Here is a 26078-nt window from a genome sequence, read left to right as displayed (position 1 = left end):
GCCCTCGAAACCCTCACCGGTCGAGGTCGCGCAGAGCGTTGTCGACGACCTCGGTCAGCGCGGGGTGGATCCAGTACGGGCGACGGGCGAGGGTGGCGGCGTCGATGCCGAGGGCCAGGGCCACCACGAGGGGCTGGATGAGGGTGGCGGCCTGGGGACCCATGAGGTGGGCGCCCAGGAGGCGGCCGGAGCCCGGTTCGGCGAGCACCTTGCAGAAACCGGTGGTGTCCTCCATGGCCCAGCCGTAGGCGGTGTCGGCGTAACAGGCGGTTCCCGCCGCGTAGTCCAGGCCCCGGTCGCGGCACTGGCGCTCGGTGAGACCGACCGAGGCGATCTGGGGCTGTGTGAAGACGGCCGCGGGCACCTGCTCGTGGTCGCAGCTGATCAGGTCGTCCGGGTGGCGGAGGTTGTGCGCGACGACCTCCGCCTCACGGTTGGCGACGTGCTTGAGGGGCACCGGCGAGGAGATGTCCCCGAGGGCGAAGACGCCTTCCGCGCTCGTGCGCTGATGGCGGTCGACGATCACCCGGCCGTCGTGGTGGGTGGCGACGCCGGCCGCTTCGAGATCCAAGCGGTCGCTGTTGGGAATCCGGCCCACCGCGACGAGCAGCGTGTCCGCCTCGGCCGTCGAACCGTCGTCGAGGGTCAGCCTCAGCGCGCCCGGACTGCCGCCGACCCTGGTGACCTCCCGGCCGAGCCTGAGGTCGTAGCGGGGCCGGACCAGCTCGGTGAACCGCTGGGCGACCGTCTCGTCCTGCGGTCCGAGCAGGCGCTGCTCCTTCTCCACGATGGTGACGGCGCTGCCCGCCGCGGCGAACACCTCGGCGAGTTCCGCGGCGATGTAGCCGCCGCCGAGAATCGCCAGGCGCCGGGGCGGCTCGTCGATGCGCATGACGGTGTCGGAGGTCTCGTACGGCAGGCCCGAGTCGGCGACGGCCGGGGGGACCAGCGGTCGGCCGCCCGCGGCGACGACGACCTGGGCGGCGCGGACGTCGACGGGGCCACCGGCAAAACGCTCCATCCGGAGGGTTCTGGGGCCGGTGAACCGGGCCCGGCCCTCGTACACGGTGACGAAGTCCTGGCCCCGGCGGCCCTTGCGGCCCTTGTCCCGTTCGGCGTCCAGCCGCCGGAAGACCCGGTCGCGCGCGGCGCGCCAACGCAGCCCGCCCGCTGCGGCGTCCACGTCGTAGGCTGCGGCTTCCGCGACCGTGCGGGCCACTTGGGCGGTGTGGGCGAGCATCTTGCTCGGGATGCATCCGGCGTTGAGGCAGGTCCCGCCGAACCAGCGTTCCTCGACGACGGCCACGTCCAGGTCCGCGAACGAGTCGTCGACGACGGCGTTGCCGGATCCGGCGCCGATGACGACAAGATCGTGGTGGCGCATCGGGCCCGCCTACGTCGACGCGCCGTCGGCGCGAGTCGTCGGCCGGCGGGCGCGCCGGATGCGGACGGGGCCGCGCGCTCCGGCCGGATCGACCGCGCGGCCGCCCCGGGTCATCTCGACCTCGCCGGTCGCGACCAGCCGGCGGGCGGCGCGGCGGGTCGGCTCCATGAGGTCGCGCCAGCCGTCGTCGTCGCCCTGGTAGACCGCCCGCGCGGCATCGGAGGGGCAGATCGTCGCGGTCGGGCCGCGGCGCTCCAGCAGGTTCAGGATGGCCTGCTCCAAGTGCCGGCCCGTCACCTCCTGAAGGCCTGTGGCCTCCTGTCGGCCCGTCATCTCCTGCTGGGCTGTCGCCTCCTGCCGGTCCTTGCGGCCGGCGTTCGTCATCACCGGCTCCCCTCTTCGGGGCCGTCGCCGCCCTCCCGGCGGGAGCCGAGGTTTCCGTAGCCCTTCATCTCGTGCGGTGACAGCCTTTCGCCGTCACTCGGGAACGACCGGGGGTCGGCCTCGCGGTGCTCTTCGGCGTGGTGGGCCCGCCGGGCCGGACGCCGGGGAGGCGCGCCCGGCGGCGGCTCCGCGGCGCGGCGGCGGATGCCCCACCAGACGGCCGCGATGAGGAGCAGGGCGACCACGATGCCGACGGCCAGGAGTCCCGTGCCGGCGGCTCCGGCGGAGAGCTGCTCGGCCGGGTGGGAGGACAGGTCCGTCATGGTGTTTCCCGCCTTTCGGAAGTGCTCGGGCTGTCAGCGGCGTCTGCCCCCGCGTCGGCGGGGGAAACGGACCGCGCCGCCGCGGGACCGGTCAGGCGGCGGGCGGGAAGCGGTCCCACGCACGGTGCTGGGTGAGGGTGGCGAGGACGGCGTCCAGGGCACTGGTCGCGTCGTCCGCGAGGGCGACTCCGGGTGCGGAGCTGTCGACGGCGGCGGCCGCGAGCAGCCGGTCGGCGCCGTTCCAGCCGCCGAGGGGCTTGCCGTGCCGGTAGGCCTCGGTCAGCAGGAGCAGGACGCGGGGGTCGGGGTCCTGCGGCACGGGGGTCCCCGCCTTGGCGTCCCGGGCTCCCAGGGCGTCGGCTGCGGCGCCCGGTGCGCCGGAGAACAGCAGGGCGTCGAATTCGACGGAGCGGGCCGTGGCGTAGGTGCGTTCGACGGGCAGCGGTTCGCCGCTGTCGCCGTCGGGGGTGCCGCCGAGGGTGCCGCCGGTCGGTGCGATGACGAGGGGCGTCATGCCGGTGTCCCGGATCTTCTGCCGGACCCTGCGTACACCGTCGAGGTCGGCCGCCGCGTCGGCCACGATGCCGATCACACGGCCGTCCGTCGGCCAGGTCTCGCCCAGCTGCGAGAGGGCGGGGCTCGGCTCCGCCGCCGCGAGCGGCACGCCGGCGGCCGGGGCGGGCAGCCCGAGCCCCTCGGCGACCGCGGCGCACAGGCCCGGGTCGATGTTCGCCAGCACCTCCAGGGTGCGTTCCTGCACGGTCCGCTGCCGGCACTTGTTCAACTCGAAGGTGTAGGCAGCGACGACGTGTTCGCGCTCGGGCGGGCTCATGCTGAGCCAGAACAGGCGCGGTTGGCTGAAGTGGTCGGAGAACGAGGCCGGTGCCTCACGGACCTTGTGCGTCTCGGGCAGGGGCACGGGTGTTTCGACGAAGGCCGCGGTGTCCGCTCCGGCGAGGAAGGGGCAGCCGCCGTCGAGGCTGTTGGGGCGGTACGGCGCGACGCCCGTGTGCACGGCGCTCTGGTGCATGCCGTCCCGGAGCATGTCGTTGACGGGGGCGTGCGCCCGGTTGATCGGGATCTGGCCGAAGTTGGGGCCGCCCAGCCGGCTGATCTGCGTGTCGAGGTACGAGAAGAGGCGTCCGGCGAGCAGCGGGTCGTCGGTGACGTCGATGCCGGGTACGAGGTGGCCGGGGTGGAAGGCGACCTGCTCGGTCTCGGCGAAATAGTTCGTGGTGTTGGCGGTCAGCGTCATCAGCCCGATGGGCTGGACCGGTGACAGCTCCTCCGGGACGATCTTGGTCGGGTCGAGGAGGTCGATGCCCTCGAAAGTCTGCTCCGGGGTGTCCGGGAAGACCTGGATGCCCAGCTCCCACTGGGGGTAGGCGCCGGCTTCGATGGCGTCGTGCAGGTCACGGCGGTGGAAGTCCGGGTCCGTCCCGGCTATGAGCTGGGCTTCTTCCCAGGCCAGGGAGTGCACGCCCAGTTTGGGCTTCCAGTGGAACTTCACGAGCGCGCTGTCGCCGGCCGCGTTGACCAGCCGGAAGGTGTGGATTCCGAAGCCCTCCATCATGCGGTAGGAGCGCGGGATGCCCCGGTCGGACATGTTCCAGAGGGTGTGGTGGGTGGCTTCCGTGTGCAGGGACACGAAGTCCCAGAACGTGTCGTGTGCGGACTGGGCCTGGGGGATCTCCCGGTCCGGGTGCGGCTTCCCGGCGTGGATGATGTCGGGGAACTTGATCGCGTCCTGGATGAAGAACACCGGAATGTTGTTGCCGACGAGGTCGAACGTGCCTTCCTCGGTGTAGAACTTCGTCGCGAACCCACGGGTGTCACGCACCGTGTCCGCCGAGCCGCGCGAGCCCAGGACGGTCGAGAAGCGTACGAAGACGGGTGTTTCCACGTCCTTGCCGAGGAAGGCGGCCTTGGACACCTCTGCGGCCGTGCCGTACCCCTGGAACACACCGTGCGCCGCTGCGCCGCGGGCGTGCACGACCCGCTCGGGGATCCGCTCGTGGTCGAAGTGGGTGATCTTCTCGCGCAGGTGGTGGTCCTGGATGAGGACCGGCCCCCGCTCGCCCGCCTTCAGCGAGTGGTCCGTGTCGTAGAGCCGTGCGCCCTGGGCGGTGGTCAGGTACGCGCCGCTCTGCGCGACGCGGGCCGGGGCGGCCCCGGTCGGCTGACCGGTCGGGCTCACCGTCTCCGGTCCTTGCTGGTCCGGAGCGGGCTGTCGCGGCTCCACGGGCTGGGACCCGGCGGTGCTGTCGGAATTTTCCGTGGCCATGAGCTCTCCCTGGAGAGGGTCAGGGGGTGAAGGGGCGGTGGTTCTCCTCCGCTGCGCCTGCCCTTCTTGACCGGGATAAACCGAAATGGCCGTGCTTGCTGCCGTCTGTGCTGCGAAGACAGGGCGTGCGGGGGCCGGTGCGCGGCGTCAGGTGGTGGATCGGGCGGCGCGGGTCCGCTACCGGCCCGGGAGGATTTCCTTGGCCTTGGCGACGGCGAAGCCCCAGCCCTGGGCCAGGGTGGGCTTGGCGGGGACGGCGATCTCTTCGGGGTTGGTGAGGACGTCCAGCAGGACCGGTCCGGGGGTGGCCAGCGCACGGCGTACGGTCTCGTCGAGCTCTGCGGGGTCGGTGAGGCGGATGCCGGTGATGCCGAGGGCGGTGGCGACGGCCGCGAAGTCGGGGTTGTCGAGTTCGGTGCCGAATTCGGGCAGCCCCACCTGCTCCTGTTCCAGTTTGACCATGCCGAGGCGGCGGTTGTCGAAGACCACGAGTTTGACGGGGAGCCGGTAGGTCTTGATGGTCATGAGGTCGCCGAGCAGCATGCTCAGTCCGCCGTCCCCGCAGAAGGCGACGACCTGGCGCTCGGGTGCCCAGAGCTGGGCGCCGAGGGCCTGGGGCATGGCGTTGGCCATCGAGCCGAGGTTGTAGGAGCCGAGCAGGCGACGGTCGGTGTGCATGGTGACGAAGCGGGAGAGCCACACGGTGGCCATGCCGGTGTCGGAGGTGAAGACGGCGTCGTCGGCGGCGTGGGCGTCCACGGCGGCGGCCAGCGCCTGGGGGCGGATGTCGTGGGCGCGGTTGTCCAGGGCTGCGCGCAGCCTCCTGGCCGGCCGGTGCTCCCGGGCCGGGTCGGCCAGCCGCTGCTGTCCCTCCTGCCAGGCGGCGAACCGTTCGACGGCGTCGTCCAGGTGCGTGCGGTCCCGGTCGGTCCCGAGGAGCGGGAGGAGTGCCCGCAGTGTGGCGCCGACGTCGCCGGCCAGGCCTACGTCGACGGGCGTGCGGCGTCCCAGGTGCTCCTCGCGGGTGTCCACCTGGACGACCTTGGCGTCGTGCGGGTACCAGTCGCGGTAGGGGAAGTCCGTGCCCAGCATCAGCAGGGCGTCGGCGGTGTCGAAGGCGTGGGCGGCCGCGGGATTGCCGATGAGGCCCGTCTGTCCGGCCTGGAAGGGATTGTCCCCCTCGAAGCCCTCTTTGGCCTTCAGCGTCAGGACCATGGGGGCGGCGAGTGCTTCGGCGGTCCGCAGGACGTCGGCCCGGGCGCCGCGGGCTCCCTGGCCGACCAGCAGGGTCACCCGGGATGCGGCGTTGAGCAGGTCGGCGGCGCGGGCCAGGGAGGGGTCGTCGGGGCGGGTGACGGCACGGTCGAGGGCGAAGCGTACGGGTCGGTCCTCGGGTACCTCCCGGTCGCCGATGTCGCCGGGAACGGTCAGGACGGCGACTCCGCCGCGGGTGACGGCGGCCCGGACGGCGGTTTCGAGGGCGCGCGGCATCTGCTCCGGGGAGGTGACGGTGGCCCGGTGAACGGCCACGTCACGGAAGAGCAGGTCGTTGTCGACCTCCTGGAAGTAGTCGCTGCCGATCTCGGCGAGGGGGACCTGCCCGCAGATCGCCAGGACGGGTGCGCGGCTCTTCGCGGCGTCGTACAGACCGTTCAGCAGGTGTACGGAGCCCGGTCCGACGGTGCCCATGCACACCCCGAGGGTGCCCGAGAGCTGGGCCCGGGCGCCCGCCGCGAAGGCGGCGGCCTCCTCGTGCCGGCAGCCGACCCACTCCAGGCCGTCGGTGGTGCGGATGGCCTCGGTCAGCGGGTTCAGTGCGTCTCCGACGACGCCGAAGACGTGCCCGACGCGCAGTTCCTGGAGTGCGTCGATGATGACCCGGGCGACGGTGCGTGCCATGTGGACCTCCGGTGCGGGTGCGGTGGGTGAAGCGGTCGGGATCGGCCGCCGACCAGTCGGCTGCCCGCGATCGGGGCGGGGATGCCAGGCGCCGGCTCGGCGCGAGCCGCTCGTGGAGTTCGGCGCAGGAGCGGAGGGACGCTCCGGACGGCGGCTTCCTGGTGTCGGCGGACCCGGCGTCGAGGGCGCGTCCGTGCCGCTTCGCGCGGCGGCGTCGCGGGATCTGTGCCCCCCTGGTGGGTTTCATCCGCGCAAACGCGAACAGACGTGCGCGCAGGACCCCCCGACGTCGACGTCAAGGAGCCAGCGATGCCGAATCCCTCCCGCCTCCCGGCCCCCGTGCTGCAGAACTGGGCCTGGCAGGCCGAAGCGGTCTGCCGTGAGGTGGGGTCGGAGCCGTTCTTCGATCCGGTCGAGGAGGGACGCAGGGACCGGAAGGAACGCGACCGGCAGGCGAAGGCTCTGTGCGGATCGTGCCCCGTGGTCCGAGCCTGTCTGCACCACGCCCTCGCCACGCAGGAGCCGCATGGGGTGTGGGGCGGCCTCACGGCCCAGGAGCGCCGCCGGCTCCTCCCTCCGACGGGAAAGGCGACTCCCCCGTCGGCCTGACCCGGGGGCGGCTGCGGGGGCGGCTACGGGGGCAAAGGGGCGCCGGCCGGGCCCGACCCGTACGAGAGGCCCTCCCCCTCCGGCCGCCACGGGTAGAGCGTCCGTCTGCGGGTAGCCGCCACAGCGAACACACCAGCCACACCGTGCCCGCCGGCACCGGTAACGCACGGCCGACCCGGGAGATCATCGATGGCGTCCGCACTCATGACAGCAGTACCGGCACCGCCCGCCGGCCTCTACGTCCCGTCCGGGGTCTACCGCCCGCAGGCCGATACCGGGCTGCTGGCGCGGGCGCTGGCACACGAGGGCATCGGTCCCGGCACGGAGGTCATGGACATCGGCACCGGTTCGGGCGCCCTCGCGCTCCTCGCCGCGTCCAGAGGGGCCCGGGTCACGGCGGTCGACGTCTCCCGCAGGGCCGTCGCGGCAGCCCGCATGAACGGCGTCCGGCTCGGGCTGCCCCTGAGCGTCCTCCACGGCGATTTCGCCGCCGTGAGCCGGGGCCGGCGCTTCGACCTCGTCCTGGCGAACCCCCCGTACGTTCCCTCACCCCGGGCCCGCCTGCCCGGGCACGGCCCCCGGCGCGCATGGGAGGGCGGCTTGGCCGGGCGGCAGGTCATCGACAGGATCTGCGAGCGGGCCGCAGCGCTGCTGCGCCCAGGGGGGGTCCTGCTGATGGTGCACTCCGCCCTGTGCGGACCCCGCACGACGGTGGAGCACCTGCGCCGCACGGGGTTGTCCGCGGAGATCCCGATGCGGGCCGTCGTGCCCTGGGGGCCCGTGCTGCGCTCGCGTCGGGCCTGGCTCCAGGAGCAGGGGTTCGTGGGCGCCGGCGAGGACCGGGAAGGGCTGGTGATCGTCCGTGCCGAACGAACCGGCCGCTAGCCGGCGCGTCTCCCTGGAACGGGGCGGCCCCGTCGTGGTGGAAGGCCCGGTGGAGGTCGTCCTCGAGGACGGCACCGTGGCCCGGTCCGACCGCTTCGCGGTCGCGCTGTGCACCTGCCGCCGCAGCCGCACCTACCCGTGGTGCGACACCAGCCACCGGCGGCGCGAGCGCGCCCCGGCGGACCACACCCCTGAGGAAGCAGGCCGCCCGTGAACGCACCCGCACCCGCCACCACCGCGCCGGCGCCGGCGCTCGTCGAAGGCCGGGGGGACGTCTCGGCCGCCGTGGTCGATGCCCTGCGTACCGGACGGCCGCCCGTGCACGATCCCGCCGCACTCCTGCGGGCCGACCCCTGGGGCGAGGACCTCCAGCTCGCCCTGCACCTGCTCTACGAGCTCCACTACCGGGGCTTCGCAGGCGTCGACGACGACCGGGAATGGGATCCGGACCTGCTCCGGCTGCGCCGGGCCCTGGAGACCCGCTTCCTGCACGCACTGCGGGTCGACCTGCGGCACGCGCCCCGCTCGGTCGAGGAGGCCTTCGCCCCCCTCCTCGTCGAACCGGTGGACCTCTCGGGCAGCGTCAGCCGCCACCTCGAGACCGACGGCGAGCTGTGGCAGCTGCGCGAGTACGCGGCCCTGCGCTCCCTCTACCACCTGAAGGAGGCCGACCCCCACCTGTGGGTCGTCCCCCGGCTGACCGGCCGCGCCAAAGCGGGCATGGTGGCGGTCGAGTACGACGAGTTCGGCGCCGGAAGGGCCGAACGCATCCACGCGCGGCTGTTCGCCGGGCTCATGGCGGACCTGGACCTGGACACGTCCTACGGTGCCCACCTCGACCGGGCACCGGCCGTACTGCTGGCCACCGTCAACCTGATGTCCCTCTTCGGCCTGCACCGCGCCCTGCGCGGGGCCCTGGTCGGTCACTTCGCCTGCGTCGAGATCACCTCCTCGCCCGGATCGCGCCGTCTCGCCGCGGCGATGCGCCGCTGCGGCGCCGGACCCGCGGCCGAGCACTTCTACGCGGAACACGTCGAGGCCGACGCCGTGCACGAGCAGGTGGTCCGGCGGGAGGTGGTGGGCGGCCTCCTCGCCGACGAGCCGGAACTGGAGCCCGACGTCGCCTTCGGCTGCGCCGCGACGGTCCTGCTGGAGGACCGCCTGGGCGCCCACCTCCTCACGGCCTGGAGGGAGGGGCGCTCGGCGCTGCGCGCCACGGACGGTGTCACGCCGGCCGGGAGTTGAGGCCGAAGCCCTTCTCACCGCACACCGAGCCCCCGCGCCCCGGCGGCCTCCGGCCCGTCTCGCGGTCCTCCGGGACGGCGCCCATGCTGGTGGGTAGGGCACCTTCGGCCTGCGGGTCGTCCTCCCACAGGGCCGAGGGGTGAGCCCGAGAGGAGGAAGCCATGCGGATCCGCAGAACGCTGGGCCTCATCCTGGCCGCAGCCACCCTTGCCGGCACGGGCGCGGTCGGAGCCGTCAGCGCCCAGGCCGCTTCGACCCCCACCATCACCAGGGAGGAGTGCACGGCCGCGGGCGGACAGGTCAGGTCCATCCCCTACGGCGGCGACGTCTGCACCCTGCCCGACGGAAGCCGTCAGAACATCACTTGAGGGGACTCACCGGCCCGCGTCCGTCGGCGTGTCTGGAACAATGGGCCGCTCAAGGCGGGGGCTCCCGCGCGACGCACAGGGGTGTGCGGTCGGTGTGCCGGTCCCGGACGGGCACGACATGCCCGACGGGCTGCGCCGGCCGTCGCCGCGGCGACCGGTACCCGCCCGGCCGGGGACCATGGAGGGGTCGAGCGACCATGAGCTTCCTGCGTGCCCGCGCGATGCCCGTGGCCGTCGCCTTCGCGATCGCCGTGGCACTGGGTGTCAGCGGCCCCTTGGCGAGCAGGTTCGACCACCAGGTGTGCCAGGCCGCCGGCCTCGTGCTCTCCAGCGGATGGGCGTGGGCCTGCTTCGCCTTCCTCGTGGGCTACGCGCGCAGGTCGAAGATCGAGTCCGGGCTGCTGGCTTCCTCGGCGCTGGCCCTGGCCGTGGTCGTGTACTACGTCTTCAAGTTCCTGTTTCCGGCGTATCCCGGCGCGCAGGCCGTGCCCTTCGGGTCCGGTGACGAACTCATCTCCAAGGTGCTCGTCTGGGGCGCGGCTGCCTTCGTCCTCGGCGCCCCTGTGGGGCTCTTCGGGAACCTGGCCCGGACACCCGGTATCGGCGGTCTGCCGTTCCGCCTGCTCGTGCCGCTGACCGCGTTCGTGGAGACGTCGGCCCGCCTGGAGGCGGAAGCCCCGGGGCAGGGGCCGCTGGTGGGGATCACCTGGCAGGTGATCCGTAGCGCGGCGGTAGTCGCTTTCGCGGCCGTCCCGGTCCACGCGCTCATGACGTGGCGGGCGCGGCGGGGCGAGCCCGGCGCCGGCGCGGAGGACGGCTCCGACTGCCTGACGCGCCACCGCTGACGGCGAGGACGACAACGGGCGGGCGGCACTGCCACGGCACCGACGGCACTGTCCCGGCGTACCCCAATCGGCCTCCTGCCGAGGGGAATCGGCCTCGCGGGAGGCAGTGTCGGGGAGGAGCCGGCAGAGGAGCCGGACACGGCTCCTCGCCCAAGTACGCTGACCCGCATGACCGATACCAGTACAGACGACGAGCAGGTGTACGCCGACCTTCGCGCCCTGACGGACCAGTACATGCAGGCCGTCCGCGCACGCCTCGCCGAGGTCGAGTCCCCGCTCACGCGTGAGCGCGGCGCCCGACTGGTCACCGACGACATGCTCACCGGCGCCAAAGCGGCCAAGCTCATACGCAGCGCCGCCATGGGCGAGTTGAAGCAGGGCCGCACCCTGAAGCAGGTCGCGGAACTGACCGGGCTCTCCGTGCCCCGGGTCGACCAGTTGCTCAAGGCGCAGTGAGCCGTACCGACCGGGACAGCGGGGACGGCGGGGCCTGCGGGGTCACCGCCGCGTAGGCCCGAGCGGATCCCGGGCCACGGTCCCGGGCCCGTTCCGCCGGCCGGGTCTTGAGCCTGCCGCGCCGTCGGCTCCGCCGTTCCCGCGGCCGCCGCCGTACGTGGCGTGCAGGGCGACGGCGGCGGTGGCCGCGGCGGCGATCCCCGCGGACAGGAGGCCGCCGCGTGAACGCCAGGAGAGCACCGACCAGCGGGACTGCGCGGACAGCACCGAGCCCAGGCTGAGCCAGGACCCCGCGGACAGCAGGGACAGCGAGGAGCCGATGGACGCGGCCGACAGGGCCGAGCCCACGGATCCGACGGACAGGACCGAGCCGACCGATCCGATCGACAGGACCGATCCGACGGACCCGATCGACAGGATCGAGTCCTTGGACCAGAGGGAGAGGCAGGACCTGTCGTGCCGACACGGCTTCGCCTTCACCGACGCATGAGGTGTGGTCACGAGGTTCATACTGACACCCGAGTGGTCGTCCGCAGCTGCTATCCGTCGGACGGCAGCAGGTCCTGCGCCCTGCGCTCCATCAGGACCGGCAGGTAGGTGCGTACGCGCGCGTACCTGAGCTCCTCGTAGGCGGTCTGAACCGAGCTGTGCACCAGGCGGGCGTCGACCTGCGGGTGCGCCTTCATCAGCCGCTCGGCGACGTCACGGATGGTCGTCGCGTCCTGTGGATCCGCCATCACACGCCTCAGCCTCCCGGTGACCGGCCCCTCCTCATTTTCACGGAGCGGCCGTCCGCCGGGAAGTCGATCTTTCGGCTTATGCCGGATCCGCGCGGTGGCGGGCGGCCTCGATGTCCCCGAGATACCGGTGGGTCCAGTCGCACAGGGCGTCGATCGTCACCCGCAGGCCCTGCCCCGGTTCGGTGAGGGTGTACTCCACCCGTGGCGGCACCACCGGGTAGACCGTCCGCTCGATGAGCCCGTTGCGCTCCAGCATGCGCAGGTTCTGGGTGAGCATCTTGTGGCTGATGCCCTCGACCTCGTTGCGCAGCTCACTGAAGCGCAGGGTCTGCTCCCCCAGGGCCTCGATGATCAGGAACGCCCATTTGTTGGCGACGTCCGCGAAGATCTCCCGCGCCAGAGAGTCCGCGCGCCGCAGATCCGCGTCGTCCGGCGAGCCGGTGAACTGCTTGGTAACCATGAGGTTCCCCAGTAACTAATAAGTGCGTTCTTCCACGTCAGCGCACACTCTCCTACGGTTCTCGAGTAACCGCAAGAGAGTCATAGGAGACGGACAGCATGGCTATCACCCTGATGAACCCCACCGGACTGCCGAAGGTCGACGCCTACCGGCAGGTGTCGATCTCGACCGGGTCGAAGCTCGTGTTCGTCGCCGGGCAGGTGTCCTGGGACGCCGAGGGCGTGACGGTCGGCGAGGGCGACCTCGCCGCGCAGATCGAGCAGTGCTATCTCAACGTCGGCATCGCCCTGGCCGAGGCCGGCGCGTCGTTCGACGACGTGGCGAAGGTGACCGTCTACGTCGTCGACTGGACCCCCGACAAGATGCCCCTGCTGATGGAGGGCATCACCCGCGCGGCCGGGAAGCTGGGGGTCGCGCCGGTGCCGCCGGCCACCCTCCTGGGCGTGGCGGCCCTGGACGTGCCGGAGCACCTGGTCGAGCTGGAGGCCGTCGCCGTCCTCGACTGACGGGCCGACCCGAGTTCGCCGCAGGGGCGCGCTCGCCGCGGGCCGGTGATCCGACCAGCCCGTCCGCTCGTCGGCGGCGCAGCGGGGCCTGGGCCGTTCCGGCCCAGGCCTCCGGGCGAGTCGAAAGCGCCTGGCGAGGATGGAGGAGAGCCCATTTGTGATCCAGAATGATCGGATGGTCACGCTTGAGACTCCCCGTTTGATCCTGCGTCGCTGGCGTGAGGAAGACGTTGCGCCCATGGCCGCGGTCAATGCCGACCCCGAGGTCATGCGGTGGATCCGTGACGGCAGCGTCCTTGACGAACAGCAGACTCGTGGCCGGGTCCAGGCGTGGGAGAGCGAGTGGGAGTCACAGGGCTTCGGCCTGTTCGCCGTGGAGATCCGGTCCACTGGCGAGTTGGCCGGGTTCACCGGCCTTTCGGTGCCCAACTTCTTGCCGGAGGTACTGCCGGCGGTTGAGGTCGGCTGGCGGCTGGGTCGTTCCCACTGGGGACAGGGCTTGGCCACCGAGGCCGCCGCGGCCGCTGTACGGTTCGGGTTCGAAGAGCGAGGGCTGGAGCGGATCGTCAGCATCGCTCAAGTGGGCAACGACTCCTCCGAACGGATCATGACCAAACTGGGGATGCATCCGGTCCGTGAGACGGTCAATCCCACAGGGGGTCGGCGAGTACGGGTGTTCGAGTTGCTGTCGGATCAGTACGTCACAACCACTCGTTGATGGCGGCAACGAGGACGGTAGCTTCGTCCTGCCGGTCGAACTTCGGCGGCCGGCCGCCGCGCGGACCGGGCGCCGGCCTCTCCCGCGCCTCGCCGCAGGATGCGCAGCGGTCCGGGGCCGGGCGGGTCCGCGTGGCGGCGGGGCGCCGCCTCAGCCGCGTCGGGTGGCGGGCTGCGGCGCCGCCGCCCTGCGGGCGTGCAGCACGTGCGCGTCCAGCGGCAGGGGGCTGTGGCCGACGAGTTCGAGGCCGGCCTCGGCGAGCAGGTGTGCGTAGTGGTCGGCGCTGCGTTCGCGGCCTCCCACGTTGCACAGCATGTGCAGGTCCCAGGCGGTGGCCAGCGAGGGGGAACCGTCGACGGGCAGGAGGCGTTCCACGACGAGCAGGTCCGCGTGGGCGGGCATCGCCCGCGCGCAGTGGCGCAGGATCTCGCGGCAGCGGTCGTCGTCCCAGTCGTGCAGGACGCGTGAGAGGACGTAGACGTCGCCGCCGGGCGGCACGTCGGCGAAGTCCCCCGGGCGGTATGCGCAGCGCGCCCCGCAGCCGGCGGCGTCGAGGCGGTGCCGGGCGGCCTCGACGGCGTGCGGGCGTTCGAGCAGGATGCCGCGCAGGCGGGGGTGGGCGGTGAGGACCCGGCCGAGGAGCTCTCCGTTGCCGCCGGCGACGTCGACGACGGTCGCGGGTGCGGGTCCGGACGCCCGGGCGGCGGCGGTGATGACCGGGTGGGCGGGTAGCGGCTGGAACATCCGTGAGCTCGCGGCCATGGACTGGTCGAAGAGCGAGGCGAGTTGGGGATCGCGGGCGAAGTGGTCGAAGTGGTTCTCGCCGAAGATCCGGTCGAAGGCCGGCTGTCCGGTCCGCACGGCGTGGTCGAGGCCGCCGAAGGAACGGTAGAACGGGCCGCCGTACATCAGGGCCAGCGGCCGCATCGACCCGGGCGTGTCCGCGCGCAGCAGGGACCCGAGCTCCGTGAGCCGGAATCCTTCCTGGTCCTCGGCGACGGCTCCGAGCATCACCAGGTAGCGCAGGAGCGTGGCGAGGCTTCGAGGATGGGTGCCGGTCGACCGGGCGAGGTCCTCGGTGCGGTGCGCGCTGCGGGTGTCCATGGCGTCGGGCAGGCCCAGCCGGGTGAAGGTGGCGAGGGCTTGTGTCGTCCACGCGCCGGTGAGGAGGTGGAGGAGCGTTTCGGCCGGCTGTCGCGCGTCGTGGCGGGGGCGCTCGAACAGGTCGGGGTGGTCCAGGTGGGCGGCGAGGGTGTCGCGGTGGTCGCCCCGTGCGTACAGCTCCAGCCGCCCGTAGTCGCAGGCACCGGCGGCGGGAAGGGTGAAGTAGAGGACGGTGCCGTCCTCGTGCGGGTTGTAGCCGCCGCCGTCGGGCCGGGCGCCGTGGCGGAGGAGGATCGCGCACAGGCCGCGCAGCGCCAGCGGCTCCGGGTGCTCGATCTCGAAGGCGAGGTGCGCCTCGTGCCGGCGGGTTCGTTCGTAGGCGGCGACCGGTTCCAGGCCGGAGTGCGGGGGCACGGTCAGGGCGAACACCTCGACCGCGCGCCGTTGCCCGGCGGAGCCGTACACGTGGGGGCGCAGGATCCGGACGTCGAGCTCCGCCGGGTCGCGCCCGTGGCGCCGGGCGAGGCGTTCCCGGACGACGACGCTGGGGTGCGAAGGGGTGTCGGCGTCCAGGTCGCAGGAGGCGAGTTGGGCCCGGAGGGTGTCCGCGTCCGGCGGGAAGAGCAGCAGCCCCGCGTGGGCGAACCGGCAGTGCCCGGCCAACGCCTGGAGGTCCGGGCCTTCGAGTCCGGGCAGGAGGAGGGGGAGCAGCGCCGCGCTGTCGTGCTCGCGGACGAACCGGGCGGCCTCGCGCAGGCAGGCGATGTCGTCCAGGAGCAACGTTTTGTCGGGGAGGGTCGTCGTCATCGTGGGGTCCTCGGGCCGGTACGGAGCTGGGCAGGGCAGGGCGGCAAGGCAGGGCAGGGCAGGGCCGGATGAAGCCGGTGGAGCGGCGGCGCGGTGCGCGGTAGGCGGGGTGGGTGCGGGACGGCGCGGTCGTCACACGCCGACGTAGTTCTCGGCGAACCAGTCCTGGTGGATGCGTGAGGTGCGCAGCGAGTTGAGCCGGGAACGCTGCAGGGCGGCGTGGAAGAACGATCCGCCACCGGCGCCCCGGTCCTGCTCGGGTGCCGCGTGCAGGAGGCGCGTCATCCACCCGGTGAACTCCTGGGCCCGCCAGATGTGCGCCAGGCAGCGGTCCGAGTACGCGTCGAGTCCTGCGGTGTCCCCTCGGGCGAGGGCGTCGACGAGGGCCTGCGCCAGGATCTCGGCCTCCAGGACGGCGAGGTTGGCGCCCTTCGCGGCGGCGGGTGCGAGCAGGCTCGCCGCGTCGCCCGCCAGGAAGAGCGAGCCGTGGCGCAGCGGTTCGACGACGTCGCAGGTCAGGTCGAAGACCCCGCGTTCCAGGAGTGCGCCGCGTCGCAGCGGGCCGTGGTCCGCCGCGCGCATGCGGATGTCCAGCTCGTCCCAGACGCGTTGCTCGGGCCAGGCGTCGGCGGGCGTGCCGCGCCGCCACTGGAGGTAGTAGCGGGTGACGTCGGCGGTGCGGGCCATGTGCCCCGCGAAACCATGGGCGTGGATGGCGTATCCGACGGCATCCAGGCTCGGCGGAGTTGCGGCGAGCAGGCCGAGCCAGGTGACGCCGTGGTCGTGCCGGTGGTGGCGGACGGTGTCCGGCGGCAGTGAGCGGCGGGCCGCTCCGTGCCGGCCGTCGCAGCCGGCGACGTACCGGGCCGTCCACCGGGTGGGCCGGCCGTCGGGCTCGCGGGTCGTGACGGACGGGCGTGCGCTGTCGGCGTCGCGTACGGCGAGGCCCTCGGTGCGGAACCGGATGCGTCCGCCGCTGTCGAGGTAGCGGGTCAGGAGGTCTGTGACCAGGTTCTGCTGCGGGTAGACATGGTGCTGCCCGCCCTGGCCGAGGGATCCGTAGTCGAGGCGGAACCGGCCGTCCTCCGTGCGGAATTCGCACGTGCCGTGGCGGCGGCCGTCGCGGTGCAGACCGTCGGCGAGGTCGTGGCGTTCGAGGACCCGCACGGTGTTCGGGGCGAGGAACCCGGCACGGGCCCGGGTCTGCACATGGGTGCGGGAGGCGCGTTCCAGGATGACGCAGTCGATTCCGGCGGCCTGCAGGAGGAGTCCTACGACAAGCCCGGCAGGGCCTGCCCCGAGGACGACCACGTCGGCCGATTCACATAACGTGCGGGAGGTGTGACTTTCCGTCATAACGGGTGAAGCATAAGCACGCGAAGATCCACGGACCTACCTGATCCATCCGAAGGCGGGAATAGAGTGACAATCGGCATGGCCGAGCCTGCCCGCTGACACCGGGACCCGCTCCCCGATTCCGCGGCCTTCCGGTGGTGCGCGCCGGGCGTACGGGAGCACGCGCGCTCTCCCCGCGCGCCCCGCCGCGGGCCCGGCCGTTCGGCGTAGGGGCGGGAGCCCCGTCGGCGGGACCCGGGCCCTGGGCCCTACGCGGGCTGTGCGCGGCCCGGCGCGGCCGTGGGCGCCCCTCGGCCCTGGCCGCCACACCCGGTCTTTTCGGGCCGCCGACGCACCGGCTGGCCGGCGGCGTCGGGACATGGGCGACGGCGGCCCCCCGAGCGCCCGGGCCCTGCCGTCGGGGGGCGCCGACCGGGTCCGCGTCGTCCGCTGCCCTACGCGGCGAGGGCGCAGGGGCATCCGTGTACCGGGCGCACCCGGGAGCACCGACAACGCGGGCCCCGGGCGGCGTCCGGGCGATGAGGCGCGGTGCCGGGCGGCGCGGGCCCGGCACGATCCGGAAAAGCGCCTACGCCTGAGGCTGCAGGAGGCTGCGGGGGTCGGCCGGGCGGGGCACGTAGACCGGGGAGTCCGACTGGTAGAAGAGGTCGATGTCGGCCTCCTCTCCCCCGACGATCAGGGTGTCCCAGGCGCCGCTCTCCCGCAGGGTGCGGAGGGTGGCGGGGGCTGTCGGGGCGAGGTGGTCGCGGAGTTCGCCGTCCGTGGGCAGGCCGGGGAGCCGGGACGCCAGCCGGTCGCGGATCTCGGCCATCCGGTCCAGCAGCGCGTCCAGGTCGCTGCCGCCCGCGGCGTCGGGACCGGCGGGACGGGGGGCGCCGGGTGCCCCGGCGGCCCCGCCGGCTTCCGTGCTTCGCGCGATGATGTCCTTGATGGCGCGGGTGACGCCCTGTTCGTCCGTGGTGACCATCGCGTTCCACGCCCTGCTCTTGTGCCGGTACTGGAGCATGGACATGGCGGCCTCGTGGCGGATGAAGTCGGCGTCCCGCAACGGCCTGCCCTGCCAGGCCCGGCTGAGGGACCGCGCGAGCGAAGTGGCGGAGGCGAGGCCGCTGTTGAGGCCGCGGCCCGGCCAGAAGTGGATGGCGTTGGCCGCGTCGCCCAGCAGGAAGCCGTAGGTGCCGGGGGTGGTCGCGGTGGGCCGGTGCAGTTGCGCGGTGAACCGCGGGCGCTGCACCATGTCGAGCCGGAACGAGGTGATCGCCGTCAGGTCCTCCTCGGCCACGCCGAACAGGGCGAGGCCCTGCCGGATCTCCTTCCACAGCGGGGAGCTGCGCAGGAGGGCGGGCAGGAAGAGCGTGCCGTGGGTGGGGCAGCGGAACTCGTTGTCCTCCTCCTGCCGGCTCATCAGGCAGGGGCGGGACGCGATGCACTCCTCGAAGACGTGGCGGACCGGGTCGATGCCGATGACGTTCTTGGCCTCCTCCCGGGTGAGCCGCATGTTCAGGAAGCCCTCGCCGCGCAGGGAGTTGAGCAGGAAGCGGTTCTGCGACACCGTCAGCAGCACGCTCATCGGGTCCGGGAGTTTCGACTTGACCCGCAGTCCCAGCACGATGTCCTGAAGGTGCTCGCCGTCGAGGGAGTAGATGGAGGCGTCGGCGGCGCCGAAGCGGTCGGTGTAGTGCTCGCGGGTGCGGGAGCGGCCGCCTTCGCTGACGACCAGGACGTGATCCTGCGTGATCCGGTTCTGCTGCTCCGTCGCGTCGAAGCGCTTGGCGACGAGCCGGATCGCCGGCCTCCGGTTCGCCAGGTCCAGGAGCCGGTCCTCGATGTGGGCGATCCTGATGTTGCGGGGCGGGTGGCCGTCGACGGAGTCCGGACCGACGGGCCACATCTCGCTGTAGGCACCCGCGTCGCCGAACAGCGCGCCGCGGACCTCCTCGGAGAGGGCGAGGTACTGCCGGCTCTGGACGGTCACGACCTGCTGGCGGCGGAAGTTGCCCTGGGTCTCGTCCTTCCAGACGACCGCGGAGCCCTTCCTGGTCCAGCGGCCGTCGTAGATGGTCACGGCCGTCCGGCCGGGCAGCATCTCGTCGAGCGCGAGGGCGAAGGCCAGGCCCACGGGGCCGCCGCCGGTGATGGTGACCCGCAGGGTGCCGGGGTCGGCGGCAGCCGGCCGGGGGACGTCCATGAGGGAGAGGTCCATGACCGTCTCCATGGAGTCCTGCGCCTCATAAAGGAACGTTTCGTCACCGATCCGTATGCAGTCGTTCGGACGCAGTACATGCCGGGTGACGCGCTGGTCGTTGACGAACGTGCCGTTGCGGCTGTCGCGGTCGTACAGCACGAACCCGGCGTCCTCCGTGACGATTTCGGCGTGCAGCCGGGAGGCACTGGGGCTGACGATCACGACGCCGTTCTCCCCCTTGCGCCCGAAGCTGAGGGGCTCGCCGCCCAGGACCACGCTCTGCCCGGTGAACGGACCCGTGCGCCCAACGATGACCGATGCCACTCCACACCCCTTGAAGACGATGCCGCTGATTCCCCCTACGCCGACAACACGCCACCGAGAAGGTGTTCGGTTCAACCAGTTTCGAGAAACTTTTGAGTACCGCTGAACCGGGGGCCGGGGCCGTACGTGATGTTCGCGTCGGCCGGCGATACGAGGGAGAACCGCCCCCATGCACAACGAAGAGTCCGAGACCCTGACGGAGACCGCGCTCGCGGCCACCACGGCGGTGCCCGGCGCGGGCGCCGCCACCACCGCGGTGACGACAGCGGCTGCGGCGGCTGGGGACATGCTGATCGCGAACCGCTACCGGCTGCTGTCCCGGCTCGGCGAGGGCGGCATGGGCACCGTGTGGCGGGCCCACGACGAGACCCTGCACCGGGAGGTCGCCGTCAAGGAGGTACGGGCCCCGGCCGGTCTGCGGTCCGGCGACATCGCGCGGATGTACAGCCGGCTGGAGCGGGAGGCCTGGGCCGCCGCCCGCATACCCGACCGCAACGTGGTGACCGTTCACGACGTGGTCATGGAGGACGACCGGCCGTGGATCGTGATGGAACTGATCCGCGGGCAGTCGCTGGCCGATCTGCTGCGGGCCGGGGGGCCGCTCACCCCCCGGCACGCCGCGCACATCGGCGCGGAGGTGCTGTGCGGGCTGCGCGCCGCGCACGCCGCGGGGGTGGAGCACCGGGACGTGAAGCCCGCGAACGTGCTGCTCGCCGAGGACGGGCGGGTGGTGCTCAGCGACTTCGGCATCGCGGTGGTCGAGGGCAGCACCGCCCTGACCATGACCGGCGAGGTGGTCGGCTCCCCCGAGTACCTGCCGCCGGAGCGGGCGCTGGGCCGCCCCTCGGGCCCCGAGTCCGACCTGTGGTCCCTCGGCGTGATGCTGTACGCGGCCGTGGAGGGGATCTCCCCGTTCCGGCAGGACACCGCGCTGAGCACCCTGCGGGCCGTGGTGGACGGGGAACCGCCCGCGCCGAACCGGGCCGGGCCGCTCGCCCCGGTCATCGCCGGGCTGCTCCGCAAGGAGCCGGCGGAGCGGACACCCGCGGCCGAAGTCGCCGAGGCACTGCGGAACATCGCGCACGGGCCGGATGCCGCCACGACCGCCCCGACCTCCACGACCGCCCCGACCTCCACGACCGCTACGACCGCCACTGCGGGGACGCCGGCGGCGGCCCCGGCCCCCCGCCCCGAGGAGCCGGCCACCACCACGGCGACGGAGCCCTCGCCCGAGCCGCCCGCCGGGCCCGCGGTGGTCCCGGGCCCGCCGCGCCGGCGCCGGACGGCTGCCTTCGTCGCCGCCGGCGCGGCCGCCTGCCTGTTGACCGCAGGCGGTCTCGCCTACGCGCTCACCCGCGACGACGGCGGCGGGGACCCCGCGGCCGGTTCGGGCGTACGGGTGTCGGTGACGGGCACGAACACCACCTACAGCGGCAGTTGTCCGGCCCCCGACGGCCGGGCCCCGGCGTTCACCGCGACGTTCACCGCGCCCGAGCCGACGCTGATCTCCTACCGATGGGTCTCCGGCGACGGCTCGGTGGTGGACCCCCAGTGGCGCACGATGTCGATCGGGGACAAGGCCAACCCCACCGGACGCGACACCGTACGCCTGGCGGCCTATGCCAAGACGGGCACCCTGACCACGGGGATGGCCGTGGAACTCCAGAGCCCCACCCGCACCCTCTCCAACCCGGTCCCCTTCTCCATCACCTGCACCTCCTGACCCGTCCCGTCCCTCAGCGCCGCAGGTCGCGCAGCACTTCGCGAGCGGCCCGCGCGCCGGAGGCCAGCGCGCCCTGGACGGAACCGGTGGCACGGTGGTCGCCGCACACGTACCGGCCCGGCGCCGCGCGCGTGGTGCGGGTCAGCGGGTGCGGCGGCGCCATGGCGGGCAGCGCGTCCTCGATGGTGCGGACGGTGAGGAGGTCCCAGCCGTCCGTGCCGGTTCCGTACGCCTCGCCGAGCGCGGCCCGCAGCTCGCGCTCGCGGTCCTGCCCGTCCCGGCCGAGGACCGAGGTGGCGACGAGCGCGTGGCCGGGCGGGGCGTAGGAGGACACGACGTCGCTGAGGACACAGGTGTTGAGGAAGCGGCGGCGGGTGTCCGTGAGCAGTGTCGGCTCGCCGAGGGGGGACCGCGGGGCCACGTGGTAGTACGTCGTCACGATCCGGTAGGCGGGCAGGGCGACCTCGGGGAGCAGCGTCGGGACGGACCCGGGGCCGGTGGCGACGACGACGGCGCGCGCGGGGATCTCCTGCCCCGCGGCGGTCAGGGCGCCGTCGCCCGTGAGGGATGCCACGGCGGTCTCCAGACGTACGGTGTCCCGCGGCAGGGCGGCCGCGAGAGCCTGCGGGACCGCCCCGATGCCCTCGGTCGGCAGGCAGATGGTGCCGCGCAGCATGCTCCGCCAGACCATGTGGAACACCCGGGCGGAGGTCTCGAGTTCGTCCTCCAGGAAGACCCCTGAGACGAAGGGGCGGAAGAGCCTCTCGACGAAGGCTTCGGAGAATCCCGCGTCGGCGAACGCGGTGCGGGCGGTGGTGTCCGGGCGCCGTTTGAGCCGACCGGGCGGCAGCAGCATGTCGCGGGCGGACAGCAGACCGAGGGCGGCCAGGTCACGCGGGCCGGCGAGGCGGCCCGAGAGCAGCTCGGGAAGCGTGCGCGGCCGGCGGGTGGGGTCGCTGAAGCCGAGCCTGCCGTTCGGGGTGTGGACGAGGAAGCCGGGTGTGAAGGGCCGCAGTCGGAGTCCCTTCAGGTCGAGCCTGCGCCGTACCTGGGGGTAGGCGGTGTTGAACACCTGGAACCCGCGGTCCACCACGAAGCCGCCGATCCGGTCCGAGCGCATCCGGCCGCCGACCGCGTCGCCCGCCTCCACCACCCGTACGCCCACGCCGGCCGCCAGCAGGTCCCGGGCGCACGCCAGCCCGGCCACACCGGCCCCGACGACCAGTACGTCCGTAGCGTCCAGGGGTGCGGACATACGACCACCTCTCTCCCGTGTCGGTGCGGCGCATGCCGCTCCTCCACTGTGTTCCGCGCATCACCCGGACACGGATGCGACACCGCCCCGCGGGCCCGACCGCCGCCCGTCCGGCCCCCGGCGGCCGGCGTCAACGGCCCACAGCGGGCTCCGGGGGTGCGCGAGCCGACCTGACACGGTCTCAGCCGAAGCCAACCGGCAACCCTAACGCGGTGTCAGACGCGGCCGCAGGAAGGTTGCGTACACGACCCGCGAGGGGGAGCATCAAAAGACGCTCCGGGAAGACGTTTCGGGCGTCTTCCCGGAGCGCCGGGTTTGCGACGGACGGGCCGGCCGTCAGTCACGGGTCACACGGTCACACCTTGGCGAGCGAGCACGCCGTCTGCGCCAGCGCCGGCGGGACCGCCGAGACGCTCGTGAGGAGCAGGCGACACAGGGCCGAGTCGGCCGGCAGGCCGGAGCCGCCGATCGTGCAGGCGAGGTTGATGTCGGTGCTGGAGAAGCCGAAGGCGGCGAGGTAGGTGGTGCAGTCGCTCGGTGCGGCCTGGGCGGCCGGGGCCGAGACGACGGCGAAGCCGCCGAGGGCGAGAGCGCCGACGGCGATGCTCGCGATACGGGCGCGCAGGGATCCCTTCATGTTTTCCTCCGAGGAGACGGGTTTCGCCGGCGGTCACTCCTCCGGCGCAATCAAGAGGCTAGAGAAAGATCTTGCAGAAATGGCAGAAAAGAGGATGGAAATATCCGGCGGACAGGCGTAGGGGCGCGATGCCGCCTACTTTTGTTCCGGGTGGGCTCTCTTCGGCCGCGTGGCGCGGGAAGGGCCGGTGAACCCGTGGGGCGCATGAGGCCGAATGCATTCGAGATATGATCATTCAATAGCAGGAATCTTGCATTCCCGTTCATTCGCGGCAGATTCGATCCGGTTCAACTCGGCCGAAACACGCCCCTCCACCTATGCCGCGTGAATAGTCCTCCGCATTCGCCCGGGAGGGCGATGGTACGAGAATCAGTTCTGGGCGCGAGCGGCGGCGCGCGGTGACCAGCCGTCGCAGCACGGCGGGGTCGAAGCCCATGGCGGCGCGGCGGCCGGGGGGTTCCAGGGACGGGATGCCGTGCGGGCGGGTGCGCAAGACCAGGAAGCGGCGGAAGGCTCCCGGGCCGCCAGTGGGGCGGTTCCGGGTTCCGGTGCACGACCCGCACCCCCGCCGGCCCGCCAGCCGGCCCCCGGTGGACGCGTGCGCGCTGCGGGCGCCCCGTCCGCAGGGCCTACCCCGGCTCGCGAAACCGCACCGGAAACGACGAAGGCAAGGAGAACGCTCTCCTTGCCACTGTCAACTTATAGCGCGCCGGGGGGCTTGCCGCAAGGCCCCCGCCATGGAGCAGAATCACCGATCAAAGCCACGACCTGCGGAAACGGGGACTCCAAGTGCGGGATGAGCGGGATCAGCCGGACGAGCTGGATGAGGACGCGCGCGTCGAAGGGGCCGCGCACGAGTTGTATGTACGGGATCTCCAGGAGGTCGACGAGACACAGCTCTCGGTCGTCGGCGGCAAGGGCGCGCACCTGGGCGGACTGTCGCGGATCGAGGGTGTCCGGGTGCCGCCCGGCTTCTGCGTGACCACGGAAGCCTTCCGGCGGGTCATGGCGGGGGCACCGGCGCTCGACGTCCTGCTCGGTCGGTTGTCGGAGGTGGACCCGGACGACCGGGAGGCGGTCCGGACTCTCAGCGCACAGGTCCGCCGGACCATCGAGGCGATCGCCGTCCCGGACGATCTCGCGGCGGCGATCACCGGCGCGCTCGCCCGGCACGGCGGGCAGGCCGCCTACGCCGTCCGGTCCAGCGCGACGGCGGAGGACCTGCCGACGGCCTCCTTCGCCGGCCAGCAGGACACGTACCTCAACGTCGTGGGCCGTGAGGCGATCCTGCGGCACGTCGGCCGGTGCTGGGCCTCGCTGTTCACCGAGCGGGCCGTGACGTACCGCAGGCGGAACGGCATCGACCACCGTGCGGTCCACATGGCCGTGGTCGTGCAGCGGATGGCCTTCCCGCAGGCGTCCGGCATCCTGTTCACCGCCCACCCGGTCACGGGCGACCGCAGGACCGCCACCGTGGACGCCGGCTTCGGCCTCGGCGAGGCCCTGGTCTCCGGCCTGGTGAACCCGGACGTGTTCACGGTGCGGGACGGGGAGGTCGTGGACCGGGCGATCTCCGTCAAGCAGCGTGCCGTGCACGCCCTGCCGGACGGCGGTACGCGGGAGGTCCCGGTCGAGCCGGGGCGGCAGGAGCAGCCCGCGCTGACGGATGAGCAGGCCGTGGAGCTGGTCCGGCTCGGCAGGCGCATAGAAGCGCACTTCGGCCGCCCGCAGGACATCGAGTGGTGCCTGGTCGACGACGGCTTCCGGATCGTCCAGAGCAGGCCGATCACCACGCTGTTCCCCGTTCCCGACAGCGGCGACCGGGACATCCACGTCTATGTCTCCGTCGGCCACGGGCAGATGATGACCGACCCCATGAGGCCGCTGGGGTTCTCGATGTGGCAGCTGACCGCCATGGTGCCGATGCAGGAGGCCGGCGGAAGGCTGTTCGTCGACGTCACCCGGCGTCTGGCCTCGCCCGCGAGCCGCGCCGCTCTGCTGGAAGCCTTCGGGAAGGGCGATCCGCTGGTGAGGGATGCCCTGGAGACGGTCCTCGAACGGGACGGCTTCCTCCCGTCGTTCCCGGACGCCGGCCCCGTCGTGCCGCCGCCCGGCGGTGGGGATCCCGCCCCGATCGAGACCGATCCGAACATCGTCGCCGAGCTGATCGAGCGCAGCCGGGAGTCGGTGGCCGCGCTGGAGCGGGACATCCGGACCAAGACCGGCCCGGCGCTCTTCGACTTCCTGTCGGAGGCCTTCGAGGAGCACAAGCGGGTCCTCGGTGATCGGCTGAGCATGCAGGCGGTCATGGCGGGGATGGACGCCACGTGGTGGCTGGCCGACAGGCTGCAGGAGTGGCTGGGCGAGAAGAACGCCACCGACACCCTCACCCTGTCCGCCCCCCACAACATCACCTCGGAGATGGGTCTGGCGCTGCTGGACGTCGCCGACGTGATCCGCCCCCACGCGGAGGTGGTGGCGTTCCTGCAGGGCGTCGAGGACGACGGTTTCCTGGAGGAGCTGGCGAAGCTGCCGGGCGGCACCGAGGCGCGCGACGCCATCGGGTCCTACCTCGACCGGTACGGCATGCGCTGCGTCGGCGAGATCGACATCACGAGGCCGCGCTGGGGCGAGCGGCCCGCCACGCTGGTGCCCGTACTCCTCGACAACGTGCGGAACTTCGCACCGGGCGCCGCCCGGCGGCGCTTCGAGGAAGGCGCGCGGAAGGCCCGGCAGAAGGAACAGGAGGTGCTGTCGCGCCTGCGCGACCTGCCGGACGGGGACCGCAAGGCCGACGAGGCCAAGCGGATGATCGACCGGGTCCGGACCTTCATCGGGTACCGGGAGTATCCGAAGTACGACATCGTCAGCCGCTACTTCGTCTACAAGCGGGCTCTGCTGGAGGAGGCGGAGCGCCTGGTGCGCGCGGGCGTGGTCGCCGAGGCCGAGGACGTCTTCTACCTCACCTTCCAGGAACTGCGCGACGTCGTGCGCGCGCAGCGGCTGGAGGACCCGGAGCTGATCCGGCGGCGCCGGGAGGCTTTCACGGCGCACCACGCGCTCACGCCGCCCCGCGTGCTCACCTCGGACGGCGAGGCCCTCACCGGGGTGTACCGGCGCGACGACGTGCCGGCCGGCGCCCTGGTCGGCGTACCGGTGTCCGCCGGGACCGTCGAGGGAAGGGCCCGCGTCGTCCTGGACATGTCGGACGCCGACCTCGAAGCGGGCGACATCCTGGTGACGGCCTTCACCGACCCCAGCTGGTCGCCGCTTTTCGTCTCGGCCGCGGGTCTGGTGACGGAGGTGGGAGGTCTGATGACCCATGGCGCGGTGATCGCCCGAGAGTACGGCCTGCCGGCGGTCGTGGGCGTGGAGCGGGCCACCCGGACGATCCGGGACGGGCAGCGGATCCGCGTGCACGGCACCGGCGGGTACGTCGAGATCCTGTCCTGACACGGCCGACCCGCGAGCACTGCGCACCTGGACCCGGACCCGGACCCGGACCCGAGCCAGAACCCGGGCCTGAGCCCGGCGGGAAGGGACCGCGCCGTGCCCGGAGCCTCCTGCGTGGCTCCGGGCAC

23 protein-coding genes and 1 pseudogene are annotated in these 26078 nt (G+C 72.8%); 11 read left to right on the top strand and 13 right to left on the bottom strand.

Translation table 11 applies throughout. The features are described 5' to 3' along the window. Positions 1-13: 13 nt before the first annotated feature. The 5 genes from AVW11_RS19265 to AVW11_RS19245 all read right to left on the bottom strand — a co-directional run bounded on the left by AVW11_RS19265 (position 14) and on the right by AVW11_RS19245 (position 6274). Positions 14-1384, bottom strand: a complete 1371-nt coding sequence (locus tag AVW11_RS19265; RefSeq protein WP_076044917.1) for a mycothione reductase — start codon at positions 1382-1384, stop codon at positions 14-16. Positions 1385-1393: 9 nt separating this feature from the next. After that, on the bottom strand, positions 1394-1717 hold the full coding sequence (locus AVW11_RS19260) for a DUF3253 domain-containing protein (RefSeq protein WP_076044953.1): 324 nt from the start codon (positions 1715-1717) through the stop codon (positions 1394-1396). 50 nt (positions 1718-1767) lie between these two features. Continuing rightward, the gene (locus AVW11_RS19255; RefSeq protein ID WP_079250685.1) at positions 1768-2091 is read right to left on the bottom strand and encodes a DUF6479 family protein; all 324 of its coding nucleotides are present in this window, start codon (positions 2089-2091) and stop codon (positions 1768-1770) included. Positions 2092-2182: 91 nt separating this feature from the next. Beyond that, the gene (locus AVW11_RS19250) at positions 2183-4375 is read right to left on the bottom strand and encodes a catalase (RefSeq protein WP_076044915.1); all 2193 of its coding nucleotides are present in this window, start codon (positions 4373-4375) and stop codon (positions 2183-2185) included. Positions 4376-4552: 177 nt separating this feature from the next. Continuing rightward, positions 4553-6274, bottom strand: coding sequence for a thiamine pyrophosphate-dependent enzyme (locus tag AVW11_RS19245; protein WP_076044913.1), 1722 nt, complete (start codon positions 6272-6274; stop codon positions 4553-4555). Between the two features lie 309 nt (positions 6275-6583). Between AVW11_RS19245 and AVW11_RS19240 the strand changes: the two genes are divergently transcribed. From AVW11_RS19240 to AVW11_RS19205, 7 genes are all read left to right on the top strand, one after another. Then, complete coding sequence (locus AVW11_RS19240; RefSeq protein ID WP_030847972.1) at positions 6584-6883, top strand: WhiB family transcriptional regulator; 300 nt, start codon at positions 6584-6586, stop codon at positions 6881-6883. Positions 6884-7087: 204 nt separating this feature from the next. Continuing rightward, positions 7088-7768: a HemK2/MTQ2 family protein methyltransferase gene (locus AVW11_RS19235; protein WP_107423301.1), complete on the top strand. Its 681-nt coding sequence runs from the start codon at positions 7088-7090 to the stop codon at positions 7766-7768. After that, a complete protein-coding gene (locus AVW11_RS19230) occupies positions 7746-7982 on the top strand; it encodes a CDGSH iron-sulfur domain-containing protein (RefSeq protein WP_076044909.1) in 237 nt (78 codons plus the stop codon). The genes AVW11_RS19235 and AVW11_RS19230 overlap by 23 nt, the downstream gene beginning before the upstream one ends. Further along, entirely contained in the window at positions 7979-9013 is a 1035-nt protein-coding gene (locus tag AVW11_RS19225) for an iron-containing redox enzyme family protein (protein WP_076044907.1), read from the top strand. The genes AVW11_RS19230 and AVW11_RS19225 overlap by 4 nt, the downstream gene beginning before the upstream one ends. Positions 9014-9174: 161 nt before the next feature. Next, positions 9175-9381, top strand: coding sequence for a hypothetical protein (locus AVW11_RS19215; protein WP_060178604.1), 207 nt, complete (start codon positions 9175-9177; stop codon positions 9379-9381). 197 nt (positions 9382-9578) lie between these two features. Then, positions 9579-10226, top strand: coding sequence for a hypothetical protein (locus tag AVW11_RS19210; protein WP_060178603.1), 648 nt, complete (start codon positions 9579-9581; stop codon positions 10224-10226). 168 nt (positions 10227-10394) lie between these two features. Beyond that, positions 10395-10682, top strand: a complete 288-nt coding sequence (locus AVW11_RS19205; RefSeq protein WP_030847989.1) for a hypothetical protein — start codon at positions 10395-10397, stop codon at positions 10680-10682. Between the two features lie 165 nt (positions 10683-10847). On the opposite strand, the pseudogene AVW11_RS39300 reads toward AVW11_RS19205, so the two are convergent. From AVW11_RS39300 to AVW11_RS19190, 3 genes and pseudogenes are all read right to left on the bottom strand, one after another. Continuing rightward, positions 10848-11192: pseudogene (locus AVW11_RS39300) on the bottom strand (hypothetical protein); the annotation flags it as partial. A gap of 29 nt (positions 11193-11221) precedes the next feature. Then, entirely contained in the window at positions 11222-11419 is a 198-nt protein-coding gene (locus tag AVW11_RS19195; RefSeq protein ID WP_060178602.1) for a three-helix bundle dimerization domain-containing protein, read from the bottom strand. A 79-nt stretch (positions 11420-11498) separates the two neighbouring features. After that, a complete protein-coding gene (locus AVW11_RS19190) occupies positions 11499-11882 on the bottom strand; it encodes a winged helix-turn-helix transcriptional regulator (protein WP_030847993.1) in 384 nt (127 codons plus the stop codon). Between the two features lie 98 nt (positions 11883-11980). On the opposite strand from AVW11_RS19190, the gene AVW11_RS19185 reads away from it, so the two are divergent. Beyond that, entirely contained in the window at positions 11981-12388 is a 408-nt protein-coding gene (locus tag AVW11_RS19185) for a RidA family protein (protein WP_030847996.1), read from the top strand. A 175-nt stretch (positions 12389-12563) separates the two neighbouring features. After that, entirely contained in the window at positions 12564-13106 is a 543-nt protein-coding gene (locus tag AVW11_RS19180) for a GNAT family N-acetyltransferase (protein ID WP_076044949.1), read from the top strand. 150 nt (positions 13107-13256) lie between these two features. Here AVW11_RS19180 and AVW11_RS19175 read toward each other — a convergent pair whose 3' ends face one another. The 3 genes from AVW11_RS19175 to AVW11_RS19165 form a co-directional block, all read right to left on the bottom strand. Continuing rightward, positions 13257-15017 (bottom strand): methyltransferase, encoded by a 1761-nt coding sequence (locus tag AVW11_RS19175; protein WP_076044903.1) that lies wholly within the window; start codon positions 15015-15017, stop codon positions 13257-13259. A gap of 132 nt (positions 15018-15149) precedes the next feature. Beyond that, on the bottom strand, positions 15150-16373 hold the full coding sequence (locus AVW11_RS19170; RefSeq protein ID WP_240528212.1) for a 4-hydroxybenzoate 3-monooxygenase: 1224 nt from the start codon (positions 16371-16373) through the stop codon (positions 15150-15152). A 568-nt stretch (positions 16374-16941) separates the two neighbouring features. Continuing rightward, entirely contained in the window at positions 16942-18882 is a 1941-nt protein-coding gene (locus AVW11_RS19165; protein WP_076044899.1) for an FHA domain-containing protein, read from the bottom strand. Positions 18883-19168: 286 nt separating this feature from the next. Between AVW11_RS19165 and AVW11_RS19160 the strand changes: the two genes are divergently transcribed. Then, entirely contained in the window at positions 19169-20605 is a 1437-nt protein-coding gene (locus tag AVW11_RS19160) for a serine/threonine-protein kinase (protein ID WP_076044947.1), read from the top strand. Positions 20606-20618: 13 nt separating this feature from the next. Here the strand turns inward: AVW11_RS19160 and AVW11_RS19155 are convergent, their stop codons facing one another. Both AVW11_RS19155 and AVW11_RS19150 read right to left on the bottom strand, forming a co-directional pair. Then, the gene (locus AVW11_RS19155; protein ID WP_030848011.1) at positions 20619-21860 is read right to left on the bottom strand and encodes an NAD(P)/FAD-dependent oxidoreductase; all 1242 of its coding nucleotides are present in this window, start codon (positions 21858-21860) and stop codon (positions 20619-20621) included. A 355-nt stretch (positions 21861-22215) separates the two neighbouring features. Next, the gene (locus AVW11_RS19150; protein ID WP_060178598.1) at positions 22216-22497 is read right to left on the bottom strand and encodes a hypothetical protein; all 282 of its coding nucleotides are present in this window, start codon (positions 22495-22497) and stop codon (positions 22216-22218) included. Positions 22498-23316: 819 nt separating this feature from the next. On the opposite strand from AVW11_RS19150, the gene rph reads away from it, so the two are divergent. Further along, positions 23317-25950 carry a rifamycin-inactivating phosphotransferase gene (gene rph / locus AVW11_RS19145; RefSeq protein ID WP_076044945.1) on the top strand — a complete coding sequence of 878 codons (2634 nt, stop codon included), beginning with the start codon at positions 23317-23319 and terminating at the stop codon, positions 25948-25950. The last annotated feature ends 128 nt before the right edge of the window (positions 25951-26078 follow it).

It is taken from the genome of Streptomyces amritsarensis, assembly GCF_001953875.1.
Classification (GTDB): domain Bacteria; phylum Actinomycetota; class Actinomycetes; order Streptomycetales; family Streptomycetaceae; genus Streptomyces; species Streptomyces amritsarensis.
Note: the sequence above shows the minus strand (reverse complement) of the source record. Positions and strands in the feature narration are given on the sequence as shown.

Excerpts from the sequence above, each read along its gene's own strand:
- AVW11_RS19250 (WP_076044915.1), bottom strand. The coding sequence starts at position 4,375 with ATGGCCACGGAAAATTCCGACAGCACCGCCGGGTCCCAGCCCGTGGAG.
- AVW11_RS19205 (WP_030847989.1), top strand. The coding sequence starts at position 10,395 with ATGACCGATACCAGTACAGACGACGAGCAGGTGTACGCCGACCTTCGC.
- AVW11_RS19255 (WP_079250685.1), bottom strand. The coding sequence starts at position 2,091 with ATGACGGACCTGTCCTCCCACCCGGCCGAGCAGCTCTCCGCCGGAGCC.
- AVW11_RS19175 (WP_076044903.1), bottom strand. The coding sequence starts at position 15,017 with ATGACGACGACCCTCCCCGACAAAACGTTGCTCCTGGACGACATCGCC.
- AVW11_RS19245 (WP_076044913.1), bottom strand. The coding sequence starts at position 6,274 with ATGGCACGCACCGTCGCCCGGGTCATCATCGACGCACTCCAGGAACTG.
- AVW11_RS19260 (WP_076044953.1), bottom strand. The coding sequence starts at position 1,717 with ATGACGGGCCGACAGGAGGCCACAGGCCTTCAGGAGGTGACGGGCCGG.
- AVW11_RS19180 (WP_076044949.1), top strand. The coding sequence starts at position 12,564 with ATGGTCACGCTTGAGACTCCCCGTTTGATCCTGCGTCGCTGGCGTGAG.
- AVW11_RS19185 (WP_030847996.1), top strand. The coding sequence starts at position 11,981 with ATGGCTATCACCCTGATGAACCCCACCGGACTGCCGAAGGTCGACGCC.
- AVW11_RS19240 (WP_030847972.1), top strand. The coding sequence starts at position 6,584 with ATGCCGAATCCCTCCCGCCTCCCGGCCCCCGTGCTGCAGAACTGGGCC.
- AVW11_RS19160 (WP_076044947.1), top strand. The coding sequence starts at position 19,169 with ATGCTGATCGCGAACCGCTACCGGCTGCTGTCCCGGCTCGGCGAGGGC.
- AVW11_RS19265 (WP_076044917.1), bottom strand. The coding sequence starts at position 1,384 with ATGCGCCACCACGATCTTGTCGTCATCGGCGCCGGATCCGGCAACGCC.
- AVW11_RS19155 (WP_030848011.1), bottom strand. The coding sequence starts at position 21,860 with ATGTCCGCACCCCTGGACGCTACGGACGTACTGGTCGTCGGGGCCGGT.
- AVW11_RS19235 (WP_107423301.1), top strand. The coding sequence starts at position 7,088 with ATGACAGCAGTACCGGCACCGCCCGCCGGCCTCTACGTCCCGTCCGGG.
- AVW11_RS19190 (WP_030847993.1), bottom strand. The coding sequence starts at position 11,882 with ATGGTTACCAAGCAGTTCACCGGCTCGCCGGACGACGCGGATCTGCGG.
- AVW11_RS19195 (WP_060178602.1), bottom strand. The coding sequence starts at position 11,419 with ATGGCGGATCCACAGGACGCGACGACCATCCGTGACGTCGCCGAGCGG.
- AVW11_RS19210 (WP_060178603.1), top strand. The coding sequence starts at position 9,579 with ATGAGCTTCCTGCGTGCCCGCGCGATGCCCGTGGCCGTCGCCTTCGCG.
- AVW11_RS19215 (WP_060178604.1), top strand. The coding sequence starts at position 9,175 with ATGCGGATCCGCAGAACGCTGGGCCTCATCCTGGCCGCAGCCACCCTT.
- AVW11_RS19170 (WP_240528212.1), bottom strand. The coding sequence starts at position 16,373 with ATGACGGAAAGTCACACCTCCCGCACGTTATGTGAATCGGCCGACGTG.
- AVW11_RS19150 (WP_060178598.1), bottom strand. The coding sequence starts at position 22,497 with ATGAAGGGATCCCTGCGCGCCCGTATCGCGAGCATCGCCGTCGGCGCT.